Consider the following 26,338-nt stretch of genomic DNA (forward strand, 5'->3'; position numbering starts at 1 on the left):
GTTGATGATGAAATATTACCTAATGGCTCTTGCAATTGTTAGCCAAACAGCCACCGCACAAACGTGCTATGACAAAGATTTGATTGTAACCACCAGCACAGAATCATTTAGCACAAGTGTCGATGGTACAGCCCATGACTTACGAACAGGCTTGATGTGGATGCGCTGTAGTTTAGGGCAAACATGGCAAAGCAGCAGTAATACCTGCACAGGAAATGCGTTACAAATGACATGGCAGCAAGCATTAAAAAATGCAGAGACAACGAGGTTCGCAGGGTTTAGCGACTGGCATTTACCGAGCGCAAAAGAGCTTGCGACAGTCGTTGAGCGAAGCTGTGTTGATCCTGCTATTAATAGCGAGCTGTTTCCAGCCACCGTTGCTGAAAACTATTGGAGCAATACCTCTAGCATTAATATGGCTGATCATGCATGGTCGTATGCATTTTACAGCGGTAAAAATAACTTAAAACGTAAACAAGCAGATGTTTTTGTCCGTTTAGTTAGGTACGCACAATAAGATCAGTCGCAATAGTTAGGTTTTAAGCAAGTTAAACGCCCCTTTGTAAGCAAGGGGCTTCGATTTGTTTTGAAAGCGGTTATTCAGTTTGTTACCCTTGAGTACTCAAGGGGGATTCATGCTCAAACATCTGCTCAGTTTTAAACCATGCAGCACCATGTTGCTGTTGCTGCTTTGCAGCCCACAACTTTTTGCTCAAGAACAATGTGATGTTCAGCTTGGTCATGGTTTAATCATTACCGAGGATGTGATCCGCATCGTTGATAAAGGGCAAACCCGCGTGCAAATAAACAATGATACGCAATTGTTTATTAAAGGCCGTTGGAAAATCCTTGATGAAAAAGATAGCCAAGTATTGATGCAATATAGCAAAGGCCTACGTGACACTGTACCTGAGCTAGTTTCATTGGCGACGGATGGTGTGAACTTGGGGTTAACAGCAATCGAACAGGTTGTGACGGGCTACACAGGTAAAGAACCTGAAGTGCTCAAAGATCAATTGCAATATGTCGAGCGGGCGCTGATGGATCGCTTTAAAAAAGGCGATGACTTTTTTTATATCGCACCACAATCCTTGGCTAAATTAGATGATTTTTTTGAAAAAGAAATCAGCGGAAAAATTCACTCTGCGGTTCATGGCTCACTTGGCGCTATTTTAGTGGCCCTTGGTGATGCATTTGAATCAAATGAAGGCAATATCGAAGATCGCATCTCTGACATGGGCGATCGAATGGATCTTATCGCCAAAGAAATTGATCGCTCCTTATTGCGCAAGGCAACACAAATGGAAAAGAAAGCTGCTGAATATTGTGGTTATTTAAAACTACTTGATGAAACTGAAACCCAGTTACAACAGCTAGTGCCAGAGTTACTCGATTTTGATTTAGTTCAAGTTAAATAACAGTGATACACAATACATTAACCCCAATACTGGATAATTAATCAATCTCTGGCTGCTATTTAGGATTAACTCACAATAGGCTGCAACGCAGCCTTTTTTAGTTTAAAAATATTGCTCAATTATAATTCGAACTTGGCAATTTCATGATCAAGTTTGGTGATTAAGCGCTTCATTTGATCGCTCGAACTATGCGCTTGCTGTGATACTTCGGCAGTATTACTGGCTGTATCTGAAATATTTACAATGCGTCTTGCCGTGTCTTCACCTGCTTCTAGCTGCTCTTTTGCGGCAACCGAAATTTGGTGGCTCATTGAAGAAATAGCCGATAGTGATATCGCTATTTTTTCGAGTTGATCTGACACTTTTTGTGATTTAGTGACCGTTTCTTCGCTGGTGGCAATGCTTTGTGTGACCGAACTTTTTGCATCTTTTGTGGCACTTTGTAGTTTCGAAATCATTTGTTGAATTTCTTCAGTGCTTGCTTGAGTGCGCTGCGCTAGTTGGCGTACTTCATCTGCAACCACAGCAAACCCTCGACCCTGATCGCCCGCGCGTGCAGCCTCAATTGCTGCATTCAGAGCAAGTAAATTGGTTTGCTCGGCAATGCCTTGAATGACAGATAACACACTCGCAATATTTTTAACTTCGTCATCCAGTATTTGAATATTGCTCCCTGCACTTTCAATTTGCTTTTCGAGTAATGCGATCGTTTTGGCCGATTCTTCGGTCAAAGCAAAGGCGTTTTTACCTTGAAGTTCAGCCTCTTTAACAGACTCTGCAGCTTGCTCGGCGTTGCTTGATACTGTGCCCGCCGAAGCCGATAACTGCGTAATAGTAGCGGCGATGATGTGGGTTTCATTGCTCATAGAGTGAGTTAATTGTTCAAGCTCAATCGTGCGTCGCTCAGAAGCCCGGCTGTGTTCATTAAGGGTATCTGATACATTTTTAATGCTATGGACCACTGTTTGAAGCCCGGTTTGCATGTAATTCATGGCACCAATGATGCTATCGCTATTCGCTTGAGCGTATTGGGCATTGTTTTTAAGATTACCGCGTGATACTTGTTTTACAACTTGTAATACATCGTCAATTTCAGCGCCTAAATTATTAATCAAACCAAAGCCAAACTTAGCTAAAATGGCTGACATTACAATCGAAATCACGACCGCATAGGCCAATAGCCATTTGGCAGTTGACCAGTAGCGATCATCGACTTCTTTTGAGCTAATGCCAGTGCCAACATACCAACCCCACACAGGCGTTTTTTGGACCACAGAGGTTAAGTCGACAACTTCACCGTTGCGCTCCGAATCCCAGTGATATGTAATGATTCGGTTTGTTTGGCTGCCAACTAAGCGTTCAACCATGCGGCCAATACTCGCACCGCTGGCGTCTTTAAAGTCATTAAAACTGGTGCCGTGCAGTTGTGGGTCGTGAGGCGTTGCGACAAAATTCAGTGAATCATCAACAATATAAACATATTCTGAATCGTGATATTTGTTTTCGCGTAGCATTTGAGTGGCAAATTGTTTGGCTTGAGACTCAGTGATTTGACCCGATTGGGCGAGTGCTTCGAATTGATTGACTATGTTACTCGTGCTTTTCATCAGTTGGTTTATGCGGGATATATTGTCAGTTTCGCTGGCATGGCGCATAGACTGCAAGCCTAAGAACGCGATACTGACCAAACATAAAAATAAAATCGAGACGAAAAACGTAATTTTTGAACGTAAGCTAAGCGATTTCAAAACTGACCACCCTAATTATCACAGTTTGTTAACTAGATAATAACGCTTTTTTTGCGCTCAGCTAGGGGAGATATTATAAAAATCGCTTATTTAACATGATATTTATTAATGTTGAAGCAGCTCCTAACTAGATAGACTGGATTTCTTCGGCTGTTAATCGGCGGTATTCGCCAGGCGCTAAATCAGCATCAAGTGTAATGCCTGCTATTTTTTCGCGGTGTAATACTTCTACTTTATTACCAACGGCTGCAAACATACGTTTAACTTGATGGTATTTTCCTTCGCAAATAGCGATACGAACTGAGTATTCGGCTAGCTGTTCAACAATAGCGGGTTGGGTAGGGCCTTTTTCGCCATGAAGTTGAACGCCATCACGTAACTCTTGTAAGGCATCATCAGTCAATGGCTCTAATGTTTCAACTAAGTAAGTTTTATATTTTTGGTATTTTGGCGATGTTACTTTATGCGACCATTCACCATCGTTTGTGATAAGCACAAGGCCAGTGGTATCTAAGTCTAAACGACCCGCAATGTGTAATTGTGACATGACGGGTTCGTCGAGTAATTCAAGTACTGTTTGATGTAACTCATCGCTGGTAGCGCAAACGTAACCTTCTGGTTTATTTAGCATAAAATAGCGGTCGCCTAGTACTTCAAGTTGCGTGTCTTGCCAAAGCACCACGTCACTTTCGGTGACTTGATAATCAAAGCTTGTGATCACTGTGCCATTAACTTTGGCGTATTTGCGCTTAATGCCCGCCTTGGTTTTGGTGCGCGGTAATTCGGTTAAATGACTAATAAATTTATCTAATCGACAAGGGAATTTCATAGGGCGGCTCTGGCGGCTAAGTTACAATGGCGGCGAGTATAGCCGATTGCCTATGGGAGTTAAATGCAAGAACACTATTTAAACTTAGTTGCGCAGGGGCAATTGCAGGCCGATCCGGCTCAGCAACAAGCGATTTTGGCGCTGGAGAAGCTTGCCTCTAAGCTCAATGGCCGAGCCCAATCCTCTCGTAATTGGCTGTCATCATTGTCAAAGCCTAAAACAATTAAAGGGGTGTATTTATATGGCCCTGTTGGGCGCGGTAAATCGATGTTGATGGATATGTTTTTTAACAGCTTAAAAACCCCACATAAATCACGCCTTCATTTTCATCATTTCATGCAGCAGGTTCATCAAGATTTAGCGCGCTTGCAAGGGCAAAAAAATCCGTTAAAAACCATCGCTAGGCAGTGGCGAAGTCAAACCGAAGTATTATGTTTTGACGAGTTTTTTGTGAGCGATATTGGCGATGCGATGATTTTAGCTAATTTAATCGAGGCTTTGTTCGAGCAAGGCGTTATTTTGATTGCAACCTCTAACTGTGCGCCTGCCGACTTGTATCGCAATGGCTTACAACGCCAACGATTTTTGGCCACCATTGATTTACTGAATCACTACTGTGACGTGGTTTCATTACAAGGTTTAGTGGATCATCGCTTTGCCGCAGGAAAGCGGTATCGCCATTATTGTTTACCTAATGATATTGAATGGCTATACGCCCAATTTAAAGCAAATTCGAAAAGTGAGACTAAAAGGAGAAATTGTGCTGGTACTTTGCTGATTAATCATCGTCACATTGATTATTTAGCATGTTATCAGCGGCATATTATGTTTGATTTTATGGCGCTGTGCTCAGGCCCCCGAAGCGCCAATGACTACATTGCTTTAGCGCAACAATTTAAGGTGATTTATCTGGCGAATGTGCCTGTGATGGCAAAGCATAAAGCGAAACATCAGCTGGTGCAGGGCGTTGAAGATGGTTATCAACGAGGTGGGGATGCGGCAGAACTTGCGCAACTTGATGACGAAGCGAGGCGTTTTATTGCGTTAGTGGATGAATGTTACGATCAACAAGTTTTGTTAGTGATTAGCAGTGATGCTGATATGCAAGCGCTGTATCAAGGGGAGCGCTTGGCGTTTGAATTTGCGCGCACAGAGTCGCGTTTAGTTGAAATGCAAACTTGGTTGGTATCTTAGTGTTCTTTTCCTATTTTAGCGTTTGAATTTGCGAGTGTTGCCTGTTGAGGCTTGCGCCATATTGCTGAGTTTGAAACAAAAAAAGCCAGTTTTAACACTGGCTTTGTTGGGATTATCTAAATGAATGAGCTGTTAAAAGCGTACTTCAGCGCTTAAATACGCGAAACGACCCACACCACCGCCATAACTACTGCTGAAGTTGCCTGTACCACCGAGTACAAATGGTCCTTTGTTATCAAACACATTGTTTACACCACCTGATAGTCGCACATCAGAAGTTTGATTCAATGAGAAGTTATAGGAAGCTGACACATCGTGTGTGGTGTAAGAAGGTAGCGTGTGATAAGCAAGTTGTTCAGGATTGGCGATACAACCTGTGTCATTAGCGGCGCAGCGCTCGTTATTAGCCTCCACTGCTTTTACATATGAGTCAGCACGAGATTGGCTATCAATTACCGCACCACGGAACTTAGTGCTCCAACGTAAACGCAGCCCCTCATAGGCCCAAGCAAGAGACATCGATGCGCGATCGGTAAATATGCCGTTATCTAGCTGGCCTGCATATTGATTGGTTTGAATACCATCATTGGTTGCAAATGTTTTTGAATATTCAATAACGTGAGTCATGTCAGCTTTAAAGGTTAAGCTGCCAAGTTCAGTTAAATCGTAACGGTATTCAGCTGCTACATCGTAACCGCGAGTACGTAATTCATCTAAGTTAAATGAACGCTGTAAAATCTCAATGATATTACCTTCTGAATCACGTTTGATGTCGTTACAAAAACGGTTATCAGATCCCCATGGTAATGCGGAGTCGTAACACTGCGTAATAATGTCGGCATTGTCGATTTGGGCAATCGCATCGCTAATTTTAATATCGTAGTAATCAACTGCTAAACGAAAGCCTTCAAAAAAGCTAGGTGCAAATGTCATCCCAAGGGTGTAGGTGTCGGCACTTTCTTCTTTTAACTCAGTATTACCGGTATTGGGTGAGTAACTGTTATTACCATCTATAAATACGCCTTCATCGGCAATAACCGCTGCAATGGTTGGCTCTTTACGGCAATTATCATGACCAGGATTGGTTGATGTTGCTGTGACACCATTACAAATATCGGTAAAAGAATCATAGTCACCGCGTGGTGGAGAGACTAATTCAGTAATGGTTGGCGCTCGTTGTGCTAGTGCGTAGTTGGCTCGTACAGCGTAACCTGCAATTGGCTCCCAAATTAAGCCGACTTTATAGCTGCCCACTAAACCTGTATTTGACCAAGAGTAATCTGCAATTCTAGCCGATAATTCAGCGGTTAAGCTTTTAGCACCCGGTGCATCTTTTAAGAGTGGAATTGCTGCTTCGGCAAATAGTTCAGATACTTCAACTTCACCAGAAAAAGTCGGGACTACGTTAAAAGTAATGCCACCAAACTCTTGTTCTTTACTGGTTTTTACTTTTTGTGAATCACGGCGGAACTCACCCCCAAATACCGCGGTAACAGTACCTGCTGGCAATTCGTACAAATCACCTGTCATGTAACCGAGCACATTGAATTGCTCGATATCGGTTGTGATGGTTGGGTTGGCGCGGATGTAATCGGCCGCTTCAGGCGTGATAGAGCCAATACCAAATAAATTTAACGGCACACAGCCTTCAGCTCGTGCGGCTTCATCTTTACATTGAATGGTGACACCATCTTGTGCGTATTCAGCTTGTAATGCATTGTTAACGTGAAACGTATTTAATTCATTGTAGCGATTTTGTTTTTGCTTAAATTGACCAAAACCAACGGATACATCCCAATCCCATTGATCATTAAATACCGTGCCTTGCAAACCAGCCCAAGTGCGTAATGTGGTGCGTTTATTGTCATTCACAATTTCACCCACTTCACCAAAACGACGATCCCAATAAATTCTATTTTTGTATGGGTTTGCGTCTAAAATCTCTTGCGGTACATAAGGGTTATTAATTGGGATGTAACCCGGTGCCACCCGACTTGGCTCACCCGTTATAGGGTCTAACACGAGCGCATAGGCGCCTTCGTATTCATCTTCAGGTGATTTAACATTTTCTGAATCATTTTGGGCGTATTGAACTTGGAAATACCCCGAAAGCGACGAGTTAAAATCATAATCAAATTTAATAGCGCTCGACATTCTATCTTCAGGAATTTTTAAATCTTCCCATTGTGCTGAATTCACACCAAAACGCTCTTCGTTATCGCGCCAGTCATTACGTAATCCACTTTCGTCATACCAAAACTGCGTGTCATTTTGACTGGCCTCTAAAAAAACGCCACCTAAAGTGCCATCGCTGCGGTCGCGCCAATCAGCTTGCGAGATATCAGCAATACATTGATAACCGTTTTCGGTATTCATTTCGTTACACATTTTAGTATTGCTGTAACGATAGTCTGTTTCTATAGCCGCGCGTTTACGGTCATAAAAACTAATCCCTAACTGGCGATCAAATGAAGTGCTGACATACATGTAGCCATTTTCATTACCAAATGACGAGCCGTAGCTTAAATCAAGGCTAAATTCTTCAGCCCCACCTTCAGTTGCGCTACCCGCGCGGGCCTTTATTTCTGCACCTTCTTTTTTGCTTTGAGTAATAATATTCACAACCCCAGCGACCGCATCAGAGCCATAAGTTGCAGATGCACCACCAGAAATGATTTCGACTCTATCGACCATACCGGTTGGGATAGTACTTAAACTGACATAATTACCACTGTAACTATTTGAGACTACGCGGCGACCATCAATTAATGTTAAGGTACGGTTAGTGCCTAAGTTACGAAGGTCAATGGTTGATAAACCGGTATTTTGTACACTCGATTGTGAGTTAGTATTGCTGCTACCTTCGCTAATAGCGGGAAAGCCTTCAACCAAAATTTCAGACAGCGAGCCTAATCCTGAATCTTGGATTTGGGCCTTGTCCATTGTGACCAGAGGCGTTGCTACTGAAAAACTATCACGACGCAGGCGAGAGCCAGTTACAGTAATTTTTTCGGGTAAGTCGTCTTTTGCAGTTGAACTTTGGGCTGCTACATTATTAACGCTGCTTTTTTCTATCGATTGTTCATTTGCATGTGTTTGACCGATAAAGGCACTGCTGATAGCGCATGCGATCAGACACTTTTTAAAAGTGATGTACTTCATTTTAATTCCCTTGTTTTTCTAGTTGTTGTGTTTTTTGCAAACTCAGTTTTATGGGAATGTTGAATAAAGCACAATCTAAGGTGTCTCTATTGTTAACCGTTTCTATCTCTATTTAATATCTATTGATTTATATTTAATTTAATCAAGGTGTTAACCTTGAGCCTAAAGTGGGTAATAATGCTTTGTTACATCGTAATTTTTGCCTTTTAATGTGAAAATTAGGTATGCTGAGCGGTAATTTAGACGCGATTTTTTACTGGAATTGGATAAAAGATGTTAACAAAAACGCCATTTCGTATTGGTAGTTATCAGATTAACCCGTTGGAAAATACGGTTGTGAATCAAGAACAAACGAATAGCTTGCAGCCAAAATTTATTGAGGTTTTGGTTTTTTTGGCATCGCAATATCCCAGTATTGTTACCCGTGAGCAAATTATTAATGCGGTATGGGATGGCAATGGTTATGTCGGCGAAAAAGCCCTCACCAATGCTATTTGGCATTTACGAAAAACCTTGGTCGATAAACCAACACAGCAAGAATATATCGAAACAATTCGTAAAACCGGCTATCGACTGTTGTATCAACCTCACTACCAGGAGTTAGAGACACCGTCTGCAGAGTCACAGATAAGCCATAAATGGTATGCAAAATGGCCCATAAAATGGTTAAGTGTCATTGCGTTCATAGGGGTGTTTATTTCAATTGGTTTATTTGTGGGCTTTTTTTCACGGCCAGATGCTGTGCAAGGTTATGATAAACCTGAATTATTAACCGAATATCCTGGGCGAGAGTTGTTTCCTGCGATGTCTGAGGATGGCCGCTATTTATTGTTTTCGTGGCGCAAAATGGATCGCGACACTGACCTATATCTTAAAGATTTATCACAACCTAGTGTGCCACCTAAAAATATAACCAATAGTGAATTTGTGGAGTCGCGGCCAATTTGGTCCAGTGATAACCAAACGATTTATTACTACCGTAAAAAACAACAATGCCAAATCATTGCTCAACATTTGGAAACAGACGATGTGACTGTCATTGGTCAATGTGCGACCTCAGCGGGCGGGGCATTGGCGTTGTTTAAAGATGATACTCGTTTACTCTATATCGGTAAAACCGAAGCGGATGAGGCAAATGCCGTTTATCAGCTTGATTTAATAACGCAACATCGAGAAAAGTTGACCTGTGTCGTAAGTTGTCATTTTGATGAAGAATATGTGGCACTTTCGCCTGATGAACTTACTATGATGGTGGTACGTAGCTTGCCTACAGGCCAATACCAGCTTGTTTTACACACATTTTCAACGCAGCAAGAAGAGATTTTATTAACTTGGATGCATACCATTCGGGGCGTTTCATGGCACCCGAATTTAGCAAAGTTGGTGTTTGCTTCACATGAAAATGGCAAGCGGCTGGGTTATGAAATGGATATGAAAACGGGGGAGCTCACTTTATTGCCCGTGCAAGGGTTTAGTTATCCGCGTTACGATGCAAAAGGTGATATTTATTACCACAATTGGCAAATGGGCACTGCCATTATGCGCATTGAGCTTGATGCACAAATCAATTCGGCACCTTTTCCTTTATTACAATCAGATTATAATTTTCGTTACCCTAATTTTTCGGCTGCGGCCAACAAGCTGGTCGTGGTCTCTAATGAATCGGGAGGCGATGAGCTGTGGCTAGCCAGTTTAGATGGTACAAATCGCACCCAATTAACCGAGCTTAACGCCGTGGTGCGCGACCCTGTTTGGTCTCATGATGGCAGGTTTATTGTGTTTAATGCCATTACGCTTACCGAAAATACCCTGTACTTATTAGACGTTGCGACCCGCCAAGTTCAGGTCTTGAATACGCAATTTGCATATCATTACAAAGCGAGCTGGTCATTGGATGATAAAGCTATTTTTGTCAGTGATGGTAACGATGTGTTTAAGCTCACATTAGCGGATCAATCACTTGAAAAAATCACCGATAATGGCGTGCGTTATTTGGTCGAATCAGCACCAAATACTTATATTTACAGCAAAAAAGATGAAAAAGGCTTGTGGACTAAATCAGCACATGAGGCTGAGCGCAGTTTGTTTGATGATGTGAAATTACCCAGCAGCACCGGTTGGCAATTAACCGAGCAGGGCATTTATTATTTTAAAGTGCGCGGTCATGATTATCGTTTGGGATTTTATAATTTCAGTACTGAGCAGCACCAAGATTTATTGCGTGTACCAGAGCGTACTTATAGCCGCACCCGCGGTATGGCGTATGTGCCAGAGCGAAACTGGCTGTTATTTACTGGCTACGAAACGCCGCAGGTGGATATCAAACGATTAGTACAAAAATAGCCTGCGGCTATTTTTGTTGTTTGCGGTAGCTTTGTTTATCCATTTCAACAATCTCAACACTGAGGCAACCTTCATTGGGCCAATAATGTTGTAAGCAGTCGAGTAAACAATCACTGAGTTCTTGTTTTTGCTTCTCGCTGCGACCACTTAAAATGCGGGCTTGAATATGGATAAAGCTATCGCTTAAATTACCCAGTGCAAAATGTTGATAAATTATGGCGCGACTTTTAACGCTGGGTGCATCAAACAAGCCGCACGATAAAGCAGCTTGTTGAACTTTATAGACCATGTCCTGTGCTTGGTTGGCTAAGTTATCAGATAACTCAATCACTAAATGTGGCATCGAAACCTCTTGTCTATTAATGCTTAAAAGCGGTAGCTAAACCCTGCACTGGCTTGAAATTGAGTCAGTACATCACTATCAAAATGCCATAAACACTGGTCGTCGTTCTTGTTTGATGCATTACAGCTGATACTACTGTTATTATTTACCAAGGTGTTCATCCAGCGAGTTTCAAGTTGAAAGCGTGCTGCATGAGTCAATTGATATTGGATGCCGGTATATAAACCGACCGCAAAGTACTCATCTGATTCGGCCATGCTTGGTTTTACTTTATTGATACCAAGGTGCGCACCAAAATAGCCACTTAAATCCTGATAGAGCGGATATTCAACGGCACTTTGAAAGGCGAAATACTGCATTGTTAATTGAGCGTTGGGTTGTTGCTCAAGTGTTGACTCAAACTTGGCGTAATAGAGGCCATAACGGGCATTTGGAATGGCACGCTCGAGACTTAATGCGATGTGAGTATCATCGGCCACATCAATTTCTTTTGCTTCTTTGGTGGTTAGAGTGTGGCTCACGGTTTTACCGGTTTGAGCGCTTACAATGACAGCTGCAACACTCAACTGGCTAACACTCAGTAATAAAGCGCTGGTGATTAATTGTTTTAACATTTCTTTATTCTCAAAAAATTATCCGGTTATTGAAGCATATTCGCCTGTATTCAACCAAGTTAATTCTTTGCTAAATGAATTGACAGGGTAGTCAACTCAGTCGCATAAAATGCTACTATAGCGGGTCATAACACTCGTTTTGCCTAATATCTAAATCCAGCAAAACGGCGTAATAAGGTGGCCAAAATGATTGACCACTGTTACTTTTTCTCGCTATTGTGAGCGAAAATTGATTAGGTCATTTTGAAATGCGTTTTTTATTTATCAGCCGTAATAACGTCCATGTTCGTTATTATCGTAAGTTAATACCTTTGTTAGGACTTCAAACCGAGCTACATATCATGGGGAAACCTAAATTGTCGGCTTGGCGTTTTTTATCTGCTGCATGGCGCTGCGATTTAAGTGATTTGATTGCTACGCAAGTTCGTCGCAAGCAAGCTAAACAACCGGTATTTTGGCGAAATCCAGTCGTACTGTTTTTATATCGTACTCTTTTAGCTGGGTTTGAAACGTTACGTTTGGCTAAATATTTGGCTTTACTAACCGAACATAAACCAGATAAGGTGGTGCTCTGGAATGGAAAAAAACTACCGAATCAAACCGTTGTTTTAGCCGCTGAGCAATTGGCGATACCTGTATATTTTTTTGAAAATGGATTATTACCTCAAACCACCAGTTTAGATCCCAGTGGTGTGAATGAAGCTGCGAGTTTAGAAAAAGACCCCGCATTTTATTTAACGCAAGCTCATTTGACTGACATGCCGTTTCAAGCGCCGGTTATTGAGCAGCGTAAAGCCGATAAGCGTAGGCAGTCAGAAGATGAGCAAAGCCTGCCTGCCCGTTATATTTTTGTGCCTTTTCAAGTACCGCATGATACTCAAGTGGTGTGCTATTCACCTTGGATTGCAGATATGGAGGCCTTATTTGATGCTGTGATGCAGGCTGTTAAAGCGCTGAATCAACCGGATTTAATGGTCATATTTAAAGAGCATCCTTCGTGGCATAAACATTACCCCCAGCTATATCACAAAGACCCTCAAGCTCGTTTTGCGAATGCAAACTTAACACAAGAGCTTATTTTAGGAGCGCAGGCGGTTATTACGATTAACTCAACTGTGGGTCTTGAGGGACTGTTGCTCGATAAAAAAGTGATCACCCTCGGGCAGGCTTGCTTTAATGTTGAAGGATTGGTTTTACACTGTGATAACCAGCGAGCGTTAAATGACACTTTGCAAACGCTGCCAAACTGGCAACCTAATTCAGCACTTAAAAATGCATTTTTTAATTATTTAAAGCAGGTTTATTGCATTACAGGTCGTTGGTTAGATTGCACCGATGAACATGCGCAAGCAGTAAAAGCGCGCTTGTTGGCACAAGATGACTTTTCAAAAAATAATAAAAAAAGTGCACCAGCTAAAGACGTTGCTGCATAACGTAACGCAATTATCGTGCTGTTTAAGGTGGGTTAGTTCGGTTTATTTTTAACTGATTAGCGAAGGAAATATATGCAATTGCCGCACAATTGGGTGTCGTGTCACTGGTTGGCACAGCATCTTGATGATGAATCATTAGTGATTTTTGATGCAGGAATGAGCCCCGCAGGCTCAACAAAGCCATATCAGGTTGATGCCATAATCAAGGGCGCACAGCGTTTTGATTTTTCTCATCATTTATACGATGCTACTAACCCATTACCGAATATGATGCCCTCGGCTGACTTTTTTAGCCAAGCGATGCGCACCCTGGGGGTGAATCAAACCAGTGCCGTGGTGGTTTATGATGACCAAGGAATTTATAGCGCAGCACGGGCTTGGTGGATGTTTAAAGCGATGGGGTTTAATAATGTTGCAGTACTTAATGGCGGCTTACCTGCGTGGCGTGCGCAGCAAGGGGCAGTACAATCTGCTTATTCTTCGCCATTAGCGCTAGGTGACTTTGTTGCTCAAGAGCAAGCTGGTTTGTTTATTGATGCAACACAAGTATTGCAAAGTGCGCCCGATAAAAATGTGTTGTTGCTTGATGCACGCCCCGCTAACCGATTTAGTGGTGAGCAAGCGGAGCCCAGAGCGGGTATGCGAGCGGGTCATATTCCTCATTCAAAAAACTTACCTTATGCCGATGTAATTCATAATGGCTTTTTACGTTCCAAAGCCGAACTTAAGGCGCTGTTTGATATGCGTATTTGTAGCACCGTATCGCAGTTACAATTTAGTTGTGGTTCGGGCGTCACGGCATGTATTTTAGCTTTGGCTGCCAGTGAAATCGGTTATAGTCATTTAGCTGTTTATGATGGGTCTTGGAGCGAGTGGGGGCAAAGAGCCGACTTACCGATAGAACAACAATAATTCGGCATCTTGAGGTGGTTTGGGTATCTATCTATTTTAACTGAGTTACTTTGATCTCAAGCGTAATAGACTGATTACCTTAACCTTGTCGGTTGTGTTAAATTAGCTGGTCTTTGGTATATTTAATTGGTATTTGTTTGGCTAGAAAAATTAAGCAGGTTATTACTTCTTCAGGTACCGATCGCCGCGCAACGGGTTATTACGCAACACCGTTATCAATTGCTGACTATTTTTATCAGCGCTGCGTAGCAATTAATCCTCATGGCTACGTTGTTTTTGACCCTTGCGTTGGGCAAGAAGAGTTACTGACGCCTTTTATTGCTGAAAATGCTAAACAAGCACAGTGTTTTGAGTTGCAAAGTACCGATGTATTGCGTCATTTATCGTCTTACCAAAGCCAGTTTATTCAAGGTGATTTTTTATTAAGTGCTAAAGCCCAGCAAACCAAAAAGAAAAAGTGCGATTTTATCGTTGCCAATCCGCCTTATAATTGTCATGAAGTAGATTATATCAAACAGCATAAAGCTGATTTAAAGCATCAGTTTAAAGATGTTGGAGTGCATAATATGTACTCGATGTTTTTAGCTGCGATGATAGATAAAGCAAACGATGGCTGCGTGATTGCGACTATTTGCGATAGCTCATTTTTAACCGCCAAAGTACACCGTAAACTCAGAAAAAAAATCCTCAGCAGTTGTATTATTCACGATTTAATTTTGTGCCCAACCGATTTGTTTTTAGATCAAGGTGCCAATGTGCGCACTTGTATTTTGGTGTTGCAAAAAGGGCGAAATTTACAGCAGCCTACGGTGCGTTTATTAAATCGCCCGCTCAATCAAGCTGATTTTTTTGCTGCATTAGCCGAAGAGCGTTTTATTTATAAAGCGCTTACAGACATTGTATTAACGTCTTGTGCCGACAACATGGAGCTATTGGTAGGTGTACCTTGTGAGGTTAAAACGCTGTTTGATGGCCCAAGGCTTGCGGCTAAATTTGCGTGTATTAGTGGGGTCTCAACGGGCAACGACCAAGCGTTTATTCGTAAACAACCTGAAGCTGGATTTTCAGTGCCATTTTATAAAAACCCGAGTTCGAGTAAGTTTTATTGTGCTCCGAATGGCTTTTTAATTGATGACTTTTTACAGCGCAGCCAGTGCGATGTTAATTTTAATGTGCGTAATCCTCAGTACTTAATGCAAAGCGGCATTACTTGTTCATCAATGGGCATTGAGTTTTCAGCCTGTTTGTTACCACAAGGTAGTTTGTTTGGCGTTAATCCCAATATTATCTGTGATGAGCAATCAAGCTGGTGGTTAGTGGCCTATTTAAATTCGGATTTAGTGAAGTACTGTGTGCGTGGGGTATTAATAAGAACCAATATGATCACATCAGGTTATGTTGCTAGATTACCCCTGCCGGATTTTACTGTATTAGCAAAGCAGCAATTAGCCCAACTGGCAAAGCAGGCTTATCAAGGTGCGCGGCAACAACAAGATTTAGCTGCGCTACTTGCCTCAATCAATCAGCTAGTGAATAAAGAGCTGAAGTTTAGTGAGCAAACCATTGCTGACATTGCGTTATTTTGCCGACAAATAGTGAAACGCACTTAACCTTCGTTGGCCAATTCATCTAAATAACGCATTACCAATATACTGGCTTCTTCTGTTGCTTGAAGGTGTTTTACAACGCTATTTTTTTTCACCTTTTTGAATCATTTTAAGAGCAAGTACACCATTTTGGTGAATTCCTTTATGGGGTTCTTCCCGCTTCTTAAAGACCGCACTTTTACTGAGCCCAGATGCTAAGGCGTATACGTTGCCTTTCCAAATAATATGATCAAGTTTGACTGTTTGAATAAAAGTGCGCAGTGAAGTATTAACTATGGCTGATTTCATTGAATTACAACATGAAATAATATCGGTGTAATCCTCGTTGAGTTTTTCGACCTCTTAAAGTAACTCGTTGTTTTTAATTAAATTAAAAGCGTTAATCAAGGTTTGCGTGAGTTTTTTTAAACTTCCACGGGCAGTGTTTACAGCCATTACCACAGCAATAACCGCGTTTAAGGTGTGACCAACTGCTAAATACATAAAACCCTTGCTCAATCGTGTAATCAAGCCCTGCAATAGTTGAGGGGCTCGATTGATATGGCGCAGCTAATGCTAATAAGGTTTCAATCGGTTGCGTTTGGTATTGTAGGGCTAAAAAAGTGTTTATTTGTGTAATTAAACAATTTTGGCATAAGCAGCTTGCAGTACTGTCAAGCGGCAGAATGTTGGGCAGTGCCATACACCAGCAGGTTTTTTCGGCGCTGCATGCGACAGGCGCTTGGCATTGTGGGCATAGGCTGGGCATTTATCAGGGAATCTGTTGGTAAAAATCGGCGCTATCGTACCATGTAAAAAGCGAAATTGCAGAGTTGCGAGAGTCATTTTTAGCGAAATTAAAACTGAACTTATTTCCCTTTATTCACTCCATTAATACCTTGTTGCACATTTTTACTGTGTATTAAAGAGCGAAATGGCAATACTGCCAGCTCGAGGAATCAATAAGTGAAAGGATTAAACATGCATAAAATTACAAAAATAGCAGCCGCACTCAGTTTAACGGCCAGTGCACTTTTAGGATCGCTTGCTCATGCCAAAAATGATGACGTGGTCACGTTTGATCAAGTGACGCTTAATGGCGCGCACGATTTATCGGGTAAATTATTTTACCTCAAACAAAATGATGCCCCGCGTCACATGGTGATTGTCGGTCTGCATGATAACCAAGTGGTATTGCATGTTTTTGCTGATTTTGACCGAAATGCCAAAGCGCCGATTAAAACATTTGCGTTGCCAGCCAACGTATTATTTTTTGGCAAAGGCAGTTTGGCGGGGCAACAAAGCGAGAGCATTTTATTGTTGACAGCGACAGAGTTGTTATCGTTTGATATTCAAAGTGGTCAATCAAAAGTATTAACTGCAATAGACTCTTTTTATGGCCCACAAAGCCAGACGCTTGCCAGTTATGCTGACTTTAGCCAAGACATTAATGGCGATGGTTTGGCTGATGTACTAAGCACCAATTTTACGGGTGTTAATGTGTATTTGCAGCAAACCAATGGTGAGTTTAGCCGCCAACAACTTAACTTTTCGCCCGAGCAGGAAATTAATGGACGCCAAGTCATTATTAAAGAGCCAAATAATTTTAGTTTTGATGTAAATGGTGACAGTAAAGCCGATTTAGTGTTGCAGCGTGATAATTTTATTCATGTTTTTAAACAGTTAGCGGATGGCTCGTTTAGCCCTCAAGAGCAAATAATTAACCTCAATGCCGGTATTTTAGACGCACAACAAATTAGGCTTATTGATGAGCAAGATGATAACGAAAGTGCCATCACTCGCTTTCATCAATTCAAAGACCTTGATGGCGATGGCTTGATGGACTTAATCACCCGCACCGCAGTGCCCGGAGGCATGTTTGGTGGTAAAGCGGAATATGATATTCGATTTGCGAACCAAGATGCTCAAAACCAGCTTGTGTATGCCGCTAAAAGTGATGTAACTCTCAATCCTAAAGGGCAAAGCTCGATCACATTTGATGATATTAATAATGATGGATTAGCCGATTATTCGATGTTTTCACTGGAGCTTGGTGTGGGTGCGGTAATGTCGTTTGTATCAGGATCCATTGATGGCGAAATGTCTGTTTATCGCATGCAGCAGGCGCGTCAATATGTAAAACAAGCAGATTTTAATACTGAGATAGAAATTCAAATTAATACTGATACTGGCAATGGTGGCCGTCAAGTTTTTGAATTGGCTGATTTTAATGGTGATGGTTTAAAAGATTTACTTATTCAACATGATGATGACGAGTTGCGCATTCACCAAGGTGGAAATAGCCCCTTGTTTGCCAAGCAAAAAACTAAATTAAATGCGCTTTTACCAAAAGATGGATCTTTGGTGGAAGTGGAAGATTTTAACCATGATGGTAAAGCCGATATTTTAATTCGTTACGCTAAACAAGATGGAAAAGAGCGTGAAAAATCGCTGGTTTTACTGTTATCTCAAGCAAGTGAATCCGTGACTGCTAACCAATAAGGTTGGTATTTATCATTTACTATTCATCATTACGAAATGGGTGTTTTTTACACTTGCTAAAAAAATGGAGAACTAGGTTCTCCATTTTTTATTGCCACAGCAAAGTATTACTGGTGATAAGATAAGCAGGTTTCAACTTCGTCTTTTGAGCCTAAAATAACCGCCACGCGTTGGTGAATGGCATTGGGCTGAATTGCCATAATGCGCTCAGTGCCTGTTGATGCAATGCCGCCAGCTTGCTCTATTAGCATGGCCATTGGGTTGGCTTCATACAGTAAACGCAGTTTGTGAGGTTTATTTGGATCTTTTGTATCGGTTGGGTAAGAAAACAGACCACCACGCGTTAATACGCGATGTACATCACCGACCATGGCTGCAATCCAGCGCATGTTGAAGTTTTCTTTACGTGGGCCTTCTTCACCCGCAAGTAAGTCGGCAACGTAATTTTGCATTGCAGGTTGCCAATGACGTTGGTTTGACATGTTTAACGCAAATTCATTGGTTTTAGCTGGAATGTTTGCAAATTCATGAGTCAGTAAAAAACTGCCGTGAGTTTTATCGAGTGTGAAAATACGCGTGCCTTTACCAACGGTGAGCGCCAACATAGTTGATGGGCCATACAATACATAGCCTGCAGCCACTTGTTTGTCGCCCGGTTGCATAAAAATGCTAGGGTCGCTGGCATCTGAGCCTTCAGGCGCTTCCATAATTGAAAAAATTGTTCCGACTAATGAGTTTATGTCGATATTTGATGAACCATCAAGTGGGTCAAAGGCAACAATAAATTTAGCATTTGGATTGCCTGCAACTGTGTAGTCTTCTTCTTCGGACGCAATGGCTTTTACGTAGCCCGTTTCAAGTAAAATATCTTTAAGTAGTTGATTAGATAATACATCTAATTTTTTTTGTGTTTCGCCTTGGATGTTTTCATCTAAAGTTGAACCTAATACACCTGACAGTGCACCTTGGCCAACACGAAACGAGATTTCTTTACAGGCCGCTAAAATAGTGCGGATCAAAGATAATAATTCTCTTGAACAACCATCTTCAAGTAAAACGGGTGGGAGTCTACGCATTTTGTTTTCCTAATCACTGAGCGTTGTAATAAAGCAAATGTGAGAGAGCATTTATTACAGGGTAAGCGCTGGGTTGAAATTTAAAGTATTGTTTAAGCTTAATAGAGCAGGCCGAATAAAGGTAGTAAATGACAATGAAAACATATTACTAGCTAAATTAACTTAGTCGCAAAGCTAAACCTAACAGTTGCAAAAACGTGTACCATCATGCGGTATATTGTGTATCATCTTTATACAACATGGCTTCGTACATAAATAACAAAGGCACCATTATGCTAAGAAATCGATTCTACCTATTCATAACACTGAGCTTGTTGCTGGGTATTGTAACCCAAGCGCACGCTGCACTTAAGACAATTGATGAATTTACTCACGATATGAATCAATATCCGGGTTATTTTCCATTTTATTATGACGATAATAGTGGCAAGCTCTTCCTTGAAGTAGAAAAACTCAATCAAGCCTTTTTATTGCAACAAAGCTTACCTTATGGCTTGGGCTCAAATGATATTGGGCTAGACCGTGGTCAGCTAGGTGAAACCCGTTTGGTGCAGTTTGAAAAAATGGGTAACAAATTAATGTTACGCCAGCTCAATACTTATTATCGTGCCAATACAAGTAATGAAGCAGAGCAACAAAGTGTTAAAGAGGCTTTTGCATCCAGTATTTTGTTTGGTTTTGAATTAGCAGCCAGCACCGAAAAACGTTATTTAATTGATTACACGCCTTATTTACTCTCTGATGTGCACGGTGTAAGTCGTACTTTAGAGGCGCGTCAGCAAGGTAGTTTTAGCTTAGATACCAGCCGCAGCGCGGTATTTATGCCGCGCTCAAAAGCGTTTGCTAAAAATACTGAACTTGAAGCGGTACTGACATTTAAAGGCTCGAAACCTGGTGAGTTTGTTCGCCAAGTCAGTGCCGATCCATATGCTATTTCAGTCAATATGCATCACTCCTTAATTGAATTACCTGATGATAATTACCAGCCTCGCGCGTTTCATCCACAATCGGGTTTTTGGAGTGTTGAACATAAAGATTATGCTGCTCCGCTTGGACAATCAATGTTGGTGCGTTATATCCCGCGTCATCGTTTAGCAAAAAAAGACCCTAGCGCTGCTGTGAGCGAAGCCGTTGAGCCAATAATTTATTATCTCGACCCTGGTGTGCCAGAGCCAGTGCGTACTGCGTTACTTGATGGTGCCAAATGGTGGGATCAAGCGTTTGCTGCAGCCGGATATAAAAATGCCTTTCAAGTTAAAGTGCTGCCTGAGCATGCTGATCCGATGGACATTCGCTATAACGTAATTCAATGGGTGCACCGTGCAACACGAGGTTGGTCTTATGGTGCTTCTGTCATTGATCCGCGCACGGGGGAAATCATTAAAGGTCACGTTACGCTAGGTTCGCTGCGTGTTCGCCAAGATATTTTAATTGCCGAAGCATTGGCAGCACCATTTGTGAAAGGCAATGAAGTGAATGATGCGCTGCAAGCAATGGCGTTAGATCGCATTCGTCAACTCAGTGCGCATGAAATTGGCCATACTCTTGGTATTGCTCATAATTTTTCGGCTTCTGTAAAAGATCGCGCCTCGGTGATGGACTACCCGCATCCATTAGTGAGCTTTAATGATGATGGTAGTTTTAATACCAGCCAAGGTTATGCGTCAGGCATGGGTGTTTGGGATACGCAAGTGATTAAATATGGCTATGCCGATGTGGCAAAAGAACAAGAGCAGAATCATTTAGCAGCGGTACTTGAGCAAAATAAACAACTTGGCCTAGAGTTTATTTCTGACAACGATGCGCGCGCTCAAGGTGGCGCTCATCCTACCGCCCATTTATGGGATAACGGTGCGCAGCCTGTTGCTGAACTTGAACGTATTTTGAATATTCGCGAAAAAGCATTGGCACAATTTGGTATTCAAAATATCAAAACAGGCACTGCGTTGTCGCAATTAGAAGAAGTGTTAGTACCGCTTTATTTATTACATCGCTATCAAGTAGAGGCGGCAGTTAAGCTCATCGCAGGTGTTGATTACCATTATGAAGTCCGTAATCAGGATGCTCCAGTGGGTGCTCAAATGGTCAGTGTTGAGCAGCAAAAAATGGCTTTTGCGGCTTTATTGCAAACGCTTGAGGCCAAACGTTTAGTGATCCCTGACAGTGTATTGGCGTTAATTGTGCCAAAAGCTTATGGCGAATCAAAAACCCGAGAAAGCATCGTTGGTCGCACCGGTTTAACGCTAGATGCCATGGCTTTACCAGAAGTGGCTGCGCAGCATAGTCTGAATTTACTGCTTAACAGTCAGCGTCTTAACCGATTACAACAGCAAAAAATGCGTGATAGTCAGCAGCTAGGTGTACGTGATGTCATTTTCCCGCTGAGCGAGCACGTTTTTTTTGCTGATAAAGCTACAGGTGCGACAGCTAAAATTCAGCAACGAGTGCAAATATTAACGGCAAGTTTAATGGCCAAGCAAAGTATCAATGCGGCTGTCGCGCCAGAAGTGCAAGCTGAATTAGTTTCTCAACTGAAGTTTATTGAGAAAAAATATCAACGTAGTGGTGATGTGTTTAGCCAATATTTAGCCGATGAAATTAGTTTTTTCCTCAGCAATGGCGAGTGGTCTAAGCGCTTTAATGCCTTACCTATGCCGCCAGGTTCGCCAATTTAACCGTGCTAAATCAATCTAATTTTGGCATCATACAATACCTGACTTAGTCAGGTATTTTTTTGACTTTTTTAAGAGACTCTTAATGCATATTCATATTTTAGGGATTTGTGGCACCTTTATGGGTGGCATTGCGGCGTTGGCAAAGTCATTAGGCCATACAGTGACTGGCTCAGATTTAAATGTTTACCCACCCATGAGCACTCAACTTGAAGAGTTGGGCATTACTCTTACTCAAGGCTATGATCCAAGCCAATTAGAGCCTCGCCCTGACATGGTGGTGATTGGCAATGCCATGAGCCGTGGTAATCCGTGTGTTGAATATGTACTCGCCAATGGTTTGCCTTATACCTCAGGCCCACAATGGCTAAAAGAAAATCTCTTACAAAACAGTTGGGTACTTGCGGTTGCTGGTACGCACGGTAAAACCACCACCGCCAGCATGCTCGCGTGGATTTTAGAATATGCCGGTTTAAAGCCGGGCTTTTTAATTGGTGGCATTGTGCAAAACTTTGGTTTGTCGGCTCGTTTAGGTGAAACGCCTTTTTTTGTTATTGAAGCAGACGAATATGACACCGCTTTTTTTGATAAGCGTAGTAAGTTTGTGCATTATTTACCTCGCACCTTAATTATGAATAATCTTGAGTTCGATCATGCTGATATATTTGCTGATTTAGCCGCGATTGAGCGACAATTTCATCATTTAATGCGCATAGTGCCACAAAATGGCAAGGTTATTTTTCCTAGTGACGAAGCTGCGCTGCAACGTGTTATTGCAAAAGGCTGCTGGAGTGAAACCGAGCAACTAGGCCAAGATTGGAGCTACGAGTTAGTCAATCCTGATAGCAGTGCATTTTTAGTTAAATTAGCAGGGCAATCCCTTGGTCAAGTGAACTGGCAAGCCATGGGAGAGCACAACGTGAAAAATGCGATGATGGCTATTGCGGCTGCGCGCCATGTCGGTATTCCGGTTGAATCATCAATTGAGGCCTTGGCTGAATTTATTTCGCCAAAACGGCGCATGGAACTCAAAGCCAACATCGCTGATATTTGTGTTTATGATGATTTTGCCCATCATCCAACCGCGATAAAAACCACTTTGGCCGGTCTTCGCGCCAAAGTAGGTTCACAAACAATTCACGCTATTTTAGAGCCACGCTCAAACACCATGAAAATGGGAGTGCATAAAGCAACGTTACTCGATTCGCTCGCAGGCGCTGATGAAGTGTATTTATTTGAACCTAAACAACTCGATTGGTCATTGCAGCAAGCCGCGCAAGATGCAGGTGCACACTGTTACGATGATGTAACAGCTATTGTGACTGATGTCGTGGCAAAGGTTGCCAAGGGCGACCAAATTTTAATTATGAGTAATGGTGGCTTTGATGGCATTCATGAAAAAATCATTCAGGCGTTGCACACTAAATATAATTAGTTGCGTATAACGTTCACTATTTATAAAAGGTAAAAATCATGAGTGAGTTTAAATCAACCATTACCCTCGCCTTTAGTGGTGCATCGGGAGCGCCTTATGGTTTGAGACTACTTGAAGTATTGATTGCGCAAGGCCATCAGGTTTATGTCTTGATAAGCTCTGCCGCCCGAGTGGTGTTAGACGTTGAATCAAATGTAAAACTGTCGGCTAATGAAGATAAAGCTACTGAACAATTAAGTGCGCGTTTTTCAGCAGCCCCTTCGCAGCTTAAAGTATTTGGTAAAGAAAATTGGTTTTCGCCTGTTGCGTCAGGCTCAGCCGCGCCGAAAAAAATGGTCGTGTGTCCTTGCAGCGCAGGCACCGTATCGGCAATTGCTATGGGGGCATCCGATAACTTACTTGAACGTGCCGCAGATGTGGTAATTAAAGAAAAAGGCCAGCTTATTTTAGTGCCGCGTGAAACACCATTTAGTGAAATTCATTTAGAAAACATGCTTAAACTAGCCAAAATTGGCGTCACGATTATGCCAGCGGCACCGGGGTTTTATCACAATCCACAGCGCATTGATGACCTTGTGGATTTTATGGTGGCAAGGATTTTAGATCACCTTGGTATAACGCATCAGTTGATGCAACGTTGGGGCTACGGAGAACAACAATGACAATAGCACTCAGTATCAGTGGATTAGAAAAAACCTATAAAAATGGGGTTAAAGCGGTTAAACAGATTGATCTTGAAGTAAAACAAGGCGATTTTTTTGCGCTACTTGGGCCAAATGGTGCGGGGAAATCGACTACCATAGGTGTGATTTCATCGTTAGTCACTAAAACCGCAGGGCAAGTTAGGGTATTTGGCCATGACCTAGATACAGACCTTGACGCGGCTAAGTCGTGCTTAGGATTGGTACCACAAGAGTTTAATTTCAGCCAATTTGAAACCTTAAGCCAAATTTTAGTAAATCAAGCCGGTTATTATGGTGTGCCTCGCAAAGAAGCTTACCTTCGTGCCGACAAGTACTTAGCAAAATTAGGCTTAATTGATAAAAAAGATCATCAAGCTCGTTCGTTATCCGGTGGTATGAAACGCCGCCTAATGATAGCGCGTGCGTTAATGCATGAACCTAAATTGCTGATTTTAGATGAACCAACTGCAGGTGTAGATATCGAACTACGTCGCTCTATGTGGGAATTTTTAAAAGAAATAAACCAACAAGGCGTCACCATCATTTTAACCACGCATTATTTAGAAGAAGCTGAGTTGCTGTGTAAAAACATCGCCATTATCGATAAGGGCGTGATCGTTGAAAATACCAGCATGAAGCGTTTACTTAGCCAGCTAGATAAAGAAACTTTTGTACTTGATTTAGCGGGCGAGACTCGTGATGTGCAGCTCAATGGTTATAGCTTAAAAGTGCTTGATGAGCGCAGTATTGAAGTTGAAGTACAAAAGTCCCAAGGCTTAAACGATGTTTTCGCCCAGCTCAGTGCGCAAGGACAGCAAGTACTCAGTATGCGTAATAAAGCCAATCGTTTAGAAGAGTTGTTTGTTGGGTTATTAAATCAGCCTGAAGCCGGTAAAAAGGGAGCTCAATAATGTCGAACTATTTTATTGCGTTAAAAAGTATTTGGATCCGCGAATGCATTCGCTTTTTACGGATCTGGATCCAAACCTTAGTACCGCCTGCGATCACCATGACCTTGTATTTTGTGATTTTTGGTAACTTAATTGGTTCGCGTATTGGTGAAATGGGCGGCTTTAGTTACATGGAATTTATTGTTCCGGGTTTAATTATGATGTCGGTGATCACAAATTCTTATTCAAATGTGGCATCGAGCTTTTATTCGACCAAGTTTCAAAAAAATATAGAAGAATTACTAATAGCCCCAGTGCCCAATTACATCATAGTGCTCGGTTATGTTGGCGGCGGTATGGCTCGTGGGATGTTGGTAGGGTTAATTGTAACTTTGGTTTCATTGTTTTTTGTCGATATTCAGATCCACAATTTAGCGGTGATTATTTTTACCGTGATGCTGACTTCAGCGGTGTTTTCTCTTGGTGGTTTGATCAACGCTATTTATGCTAATAGCTTTGATGACATTAGTATTATTCCTACTTTTGTTTTAACGCCACTCACGTATCTAGGAGGTGTTTTTTATTCGATAACATTACTGCCAGAAGTATGGCAAACCGTATCGCAAATCAATCCTATTATTTATATGGTAAATGCATTTCGCTTTGGCTTTTTAGGCGTCAGTGATGTTGATTTAACAGTGGCTTTAGCTGTATTAGTTGGTTTTATTGTGATTTTATTTTTTACAGCACTGAGCTTAATTAAAAAAGGTGTGGGGTTAAGACATTGATAGGAAAAGCGAATTCTCGAAGTATTACCACTAATCAAACCGGAATACATGAGAAACTCGATGAGGTGGTACTACGTCATTTAAAGAGTGAGTTTAAAAAACCAATTGCAGCGCACACTCAGGCTGCCTTTGATGAAGTCAATGCAAAAGTACAGGCATTTAATGGCCCGATTATTTTGGATTCGTGCTGTGGTGTCGGTGAAAGTACCGCTAATTTGGCAAAGCTTCATCCCGATGCATTAGTGATTGGGATTGATAAATCAGCACATCGTTTAGATAAACATGATGTTGAATATAAACAATCTGATACGGGTCACTATATTTTAGTGCAGGCCGATTTAAATGATTTTTGGCGTTTAGTTGAACAAGCTCGCTGGCAGCCAAGCCATCACTATTTGTTTTATCCAAATCCTTGGCCTAAAAGCAAACATTTGCAACGTCGTTGGCATGGCGCAGCGATATTTCCAACTATAGTGGCGATCGGTGGGCGATTAGAAGTGCGCAGTAATTGGGATGTTTATGTACAAGAATTTGCTCACGCATTGAGTTTAACAGGGCACTTAACACAAGTGACTGTCTATCAAGCGCAAGATGCAATCACACCTTTTGAGCGAAAGTATTGGGCTAGTGGCCAACAAAGCTATCGCTTAGTGATTGATCTATAACATCATCCGATGTGACGTTTAAGTATAGGTATTTCAAACACATCA

At 41.8% G+C, this 26,338-nt stretch carries 21 protein-coding genes; 14 read left to right on the forward strand and 7 right to left on the reverse strand.

The window, feature by feature from the left end; translation table 11 throughout:
* The first annotated feature begins 7 nt into the window (after positions 1–7).
* Together AC3KZC_RS02585 and AC3KZC_RS02590 are read left to right on the forward strand one after the other, a co-directional pair.
* Entirely contained in the window at positions 8–517 is a 510-nt protein-coding gene (locus AC3KZC_RS02585) for an Lcl C-terminal domain-containing protein (protein WP_490578176.1), read from the forward strand.
* Positions 518–674: 157 nt separating this feature from the next.
* Positions 675–1,418 carry a DUF2884 family protein gene (locus AC3KZC_RS02590; RefSeq protein ID WP_490578206.1) on the forward strand — a complete coding sequence of 248 codons (744 nt, stop codon included), beginning with the start codon at positions 675–677 and terminating at the stop codon, positions 1,416–1,418.
* 119 nt (positions 1,419–1,537) lie between these two features.
* Here the strand turns inward: AC3KZC_RS02590 and AC3KZC_RS02595 are convergent, their stop codons facing one another.
* Both AC3KZC_RS02595 and rsuA read right to left on the reverse strand, forming a co-directional pair.
* Entirely contained in the window at positions 1,538–3,073 is a 1,536-nt protein-coding gene (locus AC3KZC_RS02595) for a methyl-accepting chemotaxis protein (RefSeq protein WP_490578175.1), read from the reverse strand.
* Positions 3,074–3,293: 220 nt separating this feature from the next.
* Entirely contained in the window at positions 3,294–3,995 is a 702-nt protein-coding gene (rsuA, locus tag AC3KZC_RS02600; protein WP_490578174.1) for a 16S rRNA pseudouridine(516) synthase RsuA, read from the reverse strand.
* Positions 3,996–4,058: 63 nt separating this feature from the next.
* On the opposite strand from rsuA, the gene zapE reads away from it, so the two are divergent.
* A complete protein-coding gene (gene zapE / locus AC3KZC_RS02605) occupies positions 4,059–5,189 on the forward strand; it encodes a cell division protein ZapE (protein WP_490578173.1) in 1,131 nt (376 codons plus the stop codon).
* Positions 5,190–5,321: 132 nt separating this feature from the next.
* Here zapE and AC3KZC_RS02610 read toward each other — a convergent pair whose 3' ends face one another.
* Positions 5,322–8,351 (reverse strand): TonB-dependent receptor domain-containing protein, encoded by a 3,030-nt coding sequence (locus tag AC3KZC_RS02610; RefSeq protein WP_490578172.1) that lies wholly within the window; start codon positions 8,349–8,351, stop codon positions 5,322–5,324.
* A 273-nt stretch (positions 8,352–8,624) separates the two neighbouring features.
* Here AC3KZC_RS02610 and AC3KZC_RS02615 point away from each other — a divergent pair, with 273 nt between their 5' ends.
* Positions 8,625–10,694, forward strand: coding sequence for a winged helix-turn-helix domain-containing protein (locus AC3KZC_RS02615; protein WP_490578171.1), 2,070 nt, complete (start codon positions 8,625–8,627; stop codon positions 10,692–10,694).
* A gap of 7 nt (positions 10,695–10,701) precedes the next feature.
* Here AC3KZC_RS02615 and AC3KZC_RS02620 read toward each other — a convergent pair whose 3' ends face one another.
* Both AC3KZC_RS02620 and AC3KZC_RS02625 read right to left on the reverse strand, forming a co-directional pair.
* The gene (locus tag AC3KZC_RS02620; RefSeq protein WP_490578170.1) at positions 10,702–11,037 is read right to left on the reverse strand and encodes a 5-carboxymethyl-2-hydroxymuconate Delta-isomerase; all 336 of its coding nucleotides are present in this window, start codon (positions 11,035–11,037) and stop codon (positions 10,702–10,704) included.
* 23 nt (positions 11,038–11,060) lie between these two features.
* Positions 11,061–11,651 carry a hypothetical protein gene (locus tag AC3KZC_RS02625; RefSeq protein ID WP_490578169.1) on the reverse strand — a complete coding sequence of 197 codons (591 nt, stop codon included), beginning with the start codon at positions 11,649–11,651 and terminating at the stop codon, positions 11,061–11,063.
* Positions 11,652–11,899: 248 nt separating this feature from the next.
* Between AC3KZC_RS02625 and AC3KZC_RS02630 the strand changes: the two genes are divergently transcribed.
* The 3 genes from AC3KZC_RS02630 to AC3KZC_RS02640 all read left to right on the forward strand — a co-directional run bounded on the left by AC3KZC_RS02630 (position 11,900) and on the right by AC3KZC_RS02640 (position 15,606).
* Positions 11,900–13,084: a capsular polysaccharide export protein, LipB/KpsS family gene (locus AC3KZC_RS02630; RefSeq protein WP_490578168.1), complete on the forward strand. Its 1,185-nt coding sequence runs from the start codon at positions 11,900–11,902 to the stop codon at positions 13,082–13,084.
* 72 nt (positions 13,085–13,156) lie between these two features.
* The gene (gene sseA, locus AC3KZC_RS02635; protein WP_490578167.1) at positions 13,157–13,996 is read left to right on the forward strand and encodes a 3-mercaptopyruvate sulfurtransferase; all 840 of its coding nucleotides are present in this window, start codon (positions 13,157–13,159) and stop codon (positions 13,994–13,996) included.
* A gap of 137 nt (positions 13,997–14,133) precedes the next feature.
* Positions 14,134–15,606 (forward strand): N-6 DNA methylase, encoded by a 1,473-nt coding sequence (locus AC3KZC_RS02640; protein WP_490578166.1) that lies wholly within the window; start codon positions 14,134–14,136, stop codon positions 15,604–15,606.
* 376 nt (positions 15,607–15,982) lie between these two features.
* Here AC3KZC_RS02640 and AC3KZC_RS02645 read toward each other — a convergent pair whose 3' ends face one another.
* On the reverse strand, positions 15,983–16,351 hold the full coding sequence (locus tag AC3KZC_RS02645) for a C1orf53 family protein (protein WP_490578165.1): 369 nt from the start codon (positions 16,349–16,351) through the stop codon (positions 15,983–15,985).
* 212 nt (positions 16,352–16,563) lie between these two features.
* On the opposite strand from AC3KZC_RS02645, the gene AC3KZC_RS02650 reads away from it, so the two are divergent.
* Complete coding sequence (locus tag AC3KZC_RS02650) at positions 16,564–18,084, forward strand: FG-GAP repeat domain-containing protein (RefSeq protein WP_490578164.1); 1,521 nt, start codon at positions 16,564–16,566, stop codon at positions 18,082–18,084.
* A 107-nt stretch (positions 18,085–18,191) separates the two neighbouring features.
* Here AC3KZC_RS02650 and AC3KZC_RS02655 read toward each other — a convergent pair whose 3' ends face one another.
* Positions 18,192–19,160 (reverse strand): class 1 fructose-bisphosphatase, encoded by a 969-nt coding sequence (locus AC3KZC_RS02655; RefSeq protein WP_490578163.1) that lies wholly within the window; start codon positions 19,158–19,160, stop codon positions 18,192–18,194.
* A 272-nt stretch (positions 19,161–19,432) separates the two neighbouring features.
* Here AC3KZC_RS02655 and AC3KZC_RS02660 point away from each other — a divergent pair, with 272 nt between their 5' ends.
* From AC3KZC_RS02660 to trmB, 6 genes are all read left to right on the forward strand, one after another.
* On the forward strand, positions 19,433–21,835 hold the full coding sequence (locus AC3KZC_RS02660) for a zinc-dependent metalloprotease (protein ID WP_490578162.1): 2,403 nt from the start codon (positions 19,433–19,435) through the stop codon (positions 21,833–21,835).
* An 82-nt stretch (positions 21,836–21,917) separates the two neighbouring features.
* Positions 21,918–23,267: a UDP-N-acetylmuramate:L-alanyl-gamma-D-glutamyl-meso-diaminopimelate ligase gene (gene mpl, locus AC3KZC_RS02665; protein ID WP_490578161.1), complete on the forward strand. Its 1,350-nt coding sequence runs from the start codon at positions 21,918–21,920 to the stop codon at positions 23,265–23,267.
* 38 nt (positions 23,268–23,305) lie between these two features.
* Complete coding sequence (locus AC3KZC_RS02670; RefSeq protein ID WP_490578160.1) at positions 23,306–23,929, forward strand: flavin prenyltransferase UbiX; 624 nt, start codon at positions 23,306–23,308, stop codon at positions 23,927–23,929.
* Entirely contained in the window at positions 23,926–24,861 is a 936-nt protein-coding gene (locus AC3KZC_RS02675; protein ID WP_490578159.1) for an ABC transporter ATP-binding protein, read from the forward strand. The genes AC3KZC_RS02670 and AC3KZC_RS02675 overlap by 4 nt, the downstream gene beginning before the upstream one ends.
* Positions 24,861–25,628, forward strand: coding sequence for an ABC transporter permease (locus AC3KZC_RS02680; protein ID WP_490578158.1), 768 nt, complete (start codon positions 24,861–24,863; stop codon positions 25,626–25,628). Before AC3KZC_RS02675 ends, AC3KZC_RS02680 begins: the two co-directional genes overlap by 1 nt.
* Positions 25,628–26,293 carry a tRNA (guanine(46)-N(7))-methyltransferase TrmB gene (trmB, locus tag AC3KZC_RS02685; protein WP_490578205.1) on the forward strand — a complete coding sequence of 222 codons (666 nt, stop codon included), beginning with the start codon at positions 25,628–25,630 and terminating at the stop codon, positions 26,291–26,293. The genes AC3KZC_RS02680 and trmB overlap by 1 nt, the downstream gene beginning before the upstream one ends.
* Positions 26,294–26,338 lie beyond the last annotated feature (45 nt).

The organism is Pseudoalteromonas sp. J2K-J031 (genome assembly GCF_058197095.2).

Excerpts from the sequence above, each read along its gene's own strand:
- AC3KZC_RS02585 (WP_490578176.1), top strand. The coding sequence starts at position 8 with ATGAAATATTACCTAATGGCTCTTGCAATTGTTAGCCAAACAGCCACC.
- AC3KZC_RS02590 (WP_490578206.1), top strand. The coding sequence starts at position 675 with ATGTTGCTGTTGCTGCTTTGCAGCCCACAACTTTTTGCTCAAGAACAA.
- AC3KZC_RS02595 (WP_490578175.1), bottom strand. The coding sequence starts at position 3,073 with ATGCGCCATGCCAGCGAAACTGACAATATATCCCGCATAAACCAACTG.
- rsuA (WP_490578174.1), bottom strand. The coding sequence starts at position 3,995 with ATGAAATTCCCTTGTCGATTAGATAAATTTATTAGTCATTTAACCGAA.
- zapE (WP_490578173.1), top strand. The coding sequence starts at position 4,059 with ATGCAAGAACACTATTTAAACTTAGTTGCGCAGGGGCAATTGCAGGCC.
- AC3KZC_RS02610 (WP_490578172.1), bottom strand. The coding sequence starts at position 8,351 with ATGAAGTACATCACTTTTAAAAAGTGTCTGATCGCATGCGCTATCAGC.
- AC3KZC_RS02615 (WP_490578171.1), top strand. The coding sequence starts at position 8,625 with ATGTTAACAAAAACGCCATTTCGTATTGGTAGTTATCAGATTAACCCG.
- AC3KZC_RS02620 (WP_490578170.1), bottom strand. The coding sequence starts at position 11,037 with ATGCCACATTTAGTGATTGAGTTATCTGATAACTTAGCCAACCAAGCA.
- AC3KZC_RS02625 (WP_490578169.1), bottom strand. The coding sequence starts at position 11,651 with ATGTTAAAACAATTAATCACCAGCGCTTTATTACTGAGTGTTAGCCAG.
- AC3KZC_RS02630 (WP_490578168.1), top strand. The coding sequence starts at position 11,900 with ATGCGTTTTTTATTTATCAGCCGTAATAACGTCCATGTTCGTTATTAT.
- sseA (WP_490578167.1), top strand. The coding sequence starts at position 13,157 with ATGCAATTGCCGCACAATTGGGTGTCGTGTCACTGGTTGGCACAGCAT.
- AC3KZC_RS02645 (WP_490578165.1), bottom strand. The coding sequence starts at position 16,351 with ATGCCCAGCCTATGCCCACAATGCCAAGCGCCTGTCGCATGCAGCGCC.
- AC3KZC_RS02650 (WP_490578164.1), top strand. The coding sequence starts at position 16,564 with ATGCATAAAATTACAAAAATAGCAGCCGCACTCAGTTTAACGGCCAGT.
- AC3KZC_RS02655 (WP_490578163.1), bottom strand. The coding sequence starts at position 19,160 with ATGCGTAGACTCCCACCCGTTTTACTTGAAGATGGTTGTTCAAGAGAA.
- AC3KZC_RS02660 (WP_490578162.1), top strand. The coding sequence starts at position 19,433 with ATGCTAAGAAATCGATTCTACCTATTCATAACACTGAGCTTGTTGCTG.
- mpl (WP_490578161.1), top strand. The coding sequence starts at position 21,918 with ATGCATATTCATATTTTAGGGATTTGTGGCACCTTTATGGGTGGCATT.
- AC3KZC_RS02670 (WP_490578160.1), top strand. The coding sequence starts at position 23,306 with ATGAGTGAGTTTAAATCAACCATTACCCTCGCCTTTAGTGGTGCATCG.
- AC3KZC_RS02675 (WP_490578159.1), top strand. The coding sequence starts at position 23,926 with ATGACAATAGCACTCAGTATCAGTGGATTAGAAAAAACCTATAAAAAT.
- AC3KZC_RS02680 (WP_490578158.1), top strand. The coding sequence starts at position 24,861 with ATGTCGAACTATTTTATTGCGTTAAAAAGTATTTGGATCCGCGAATGC.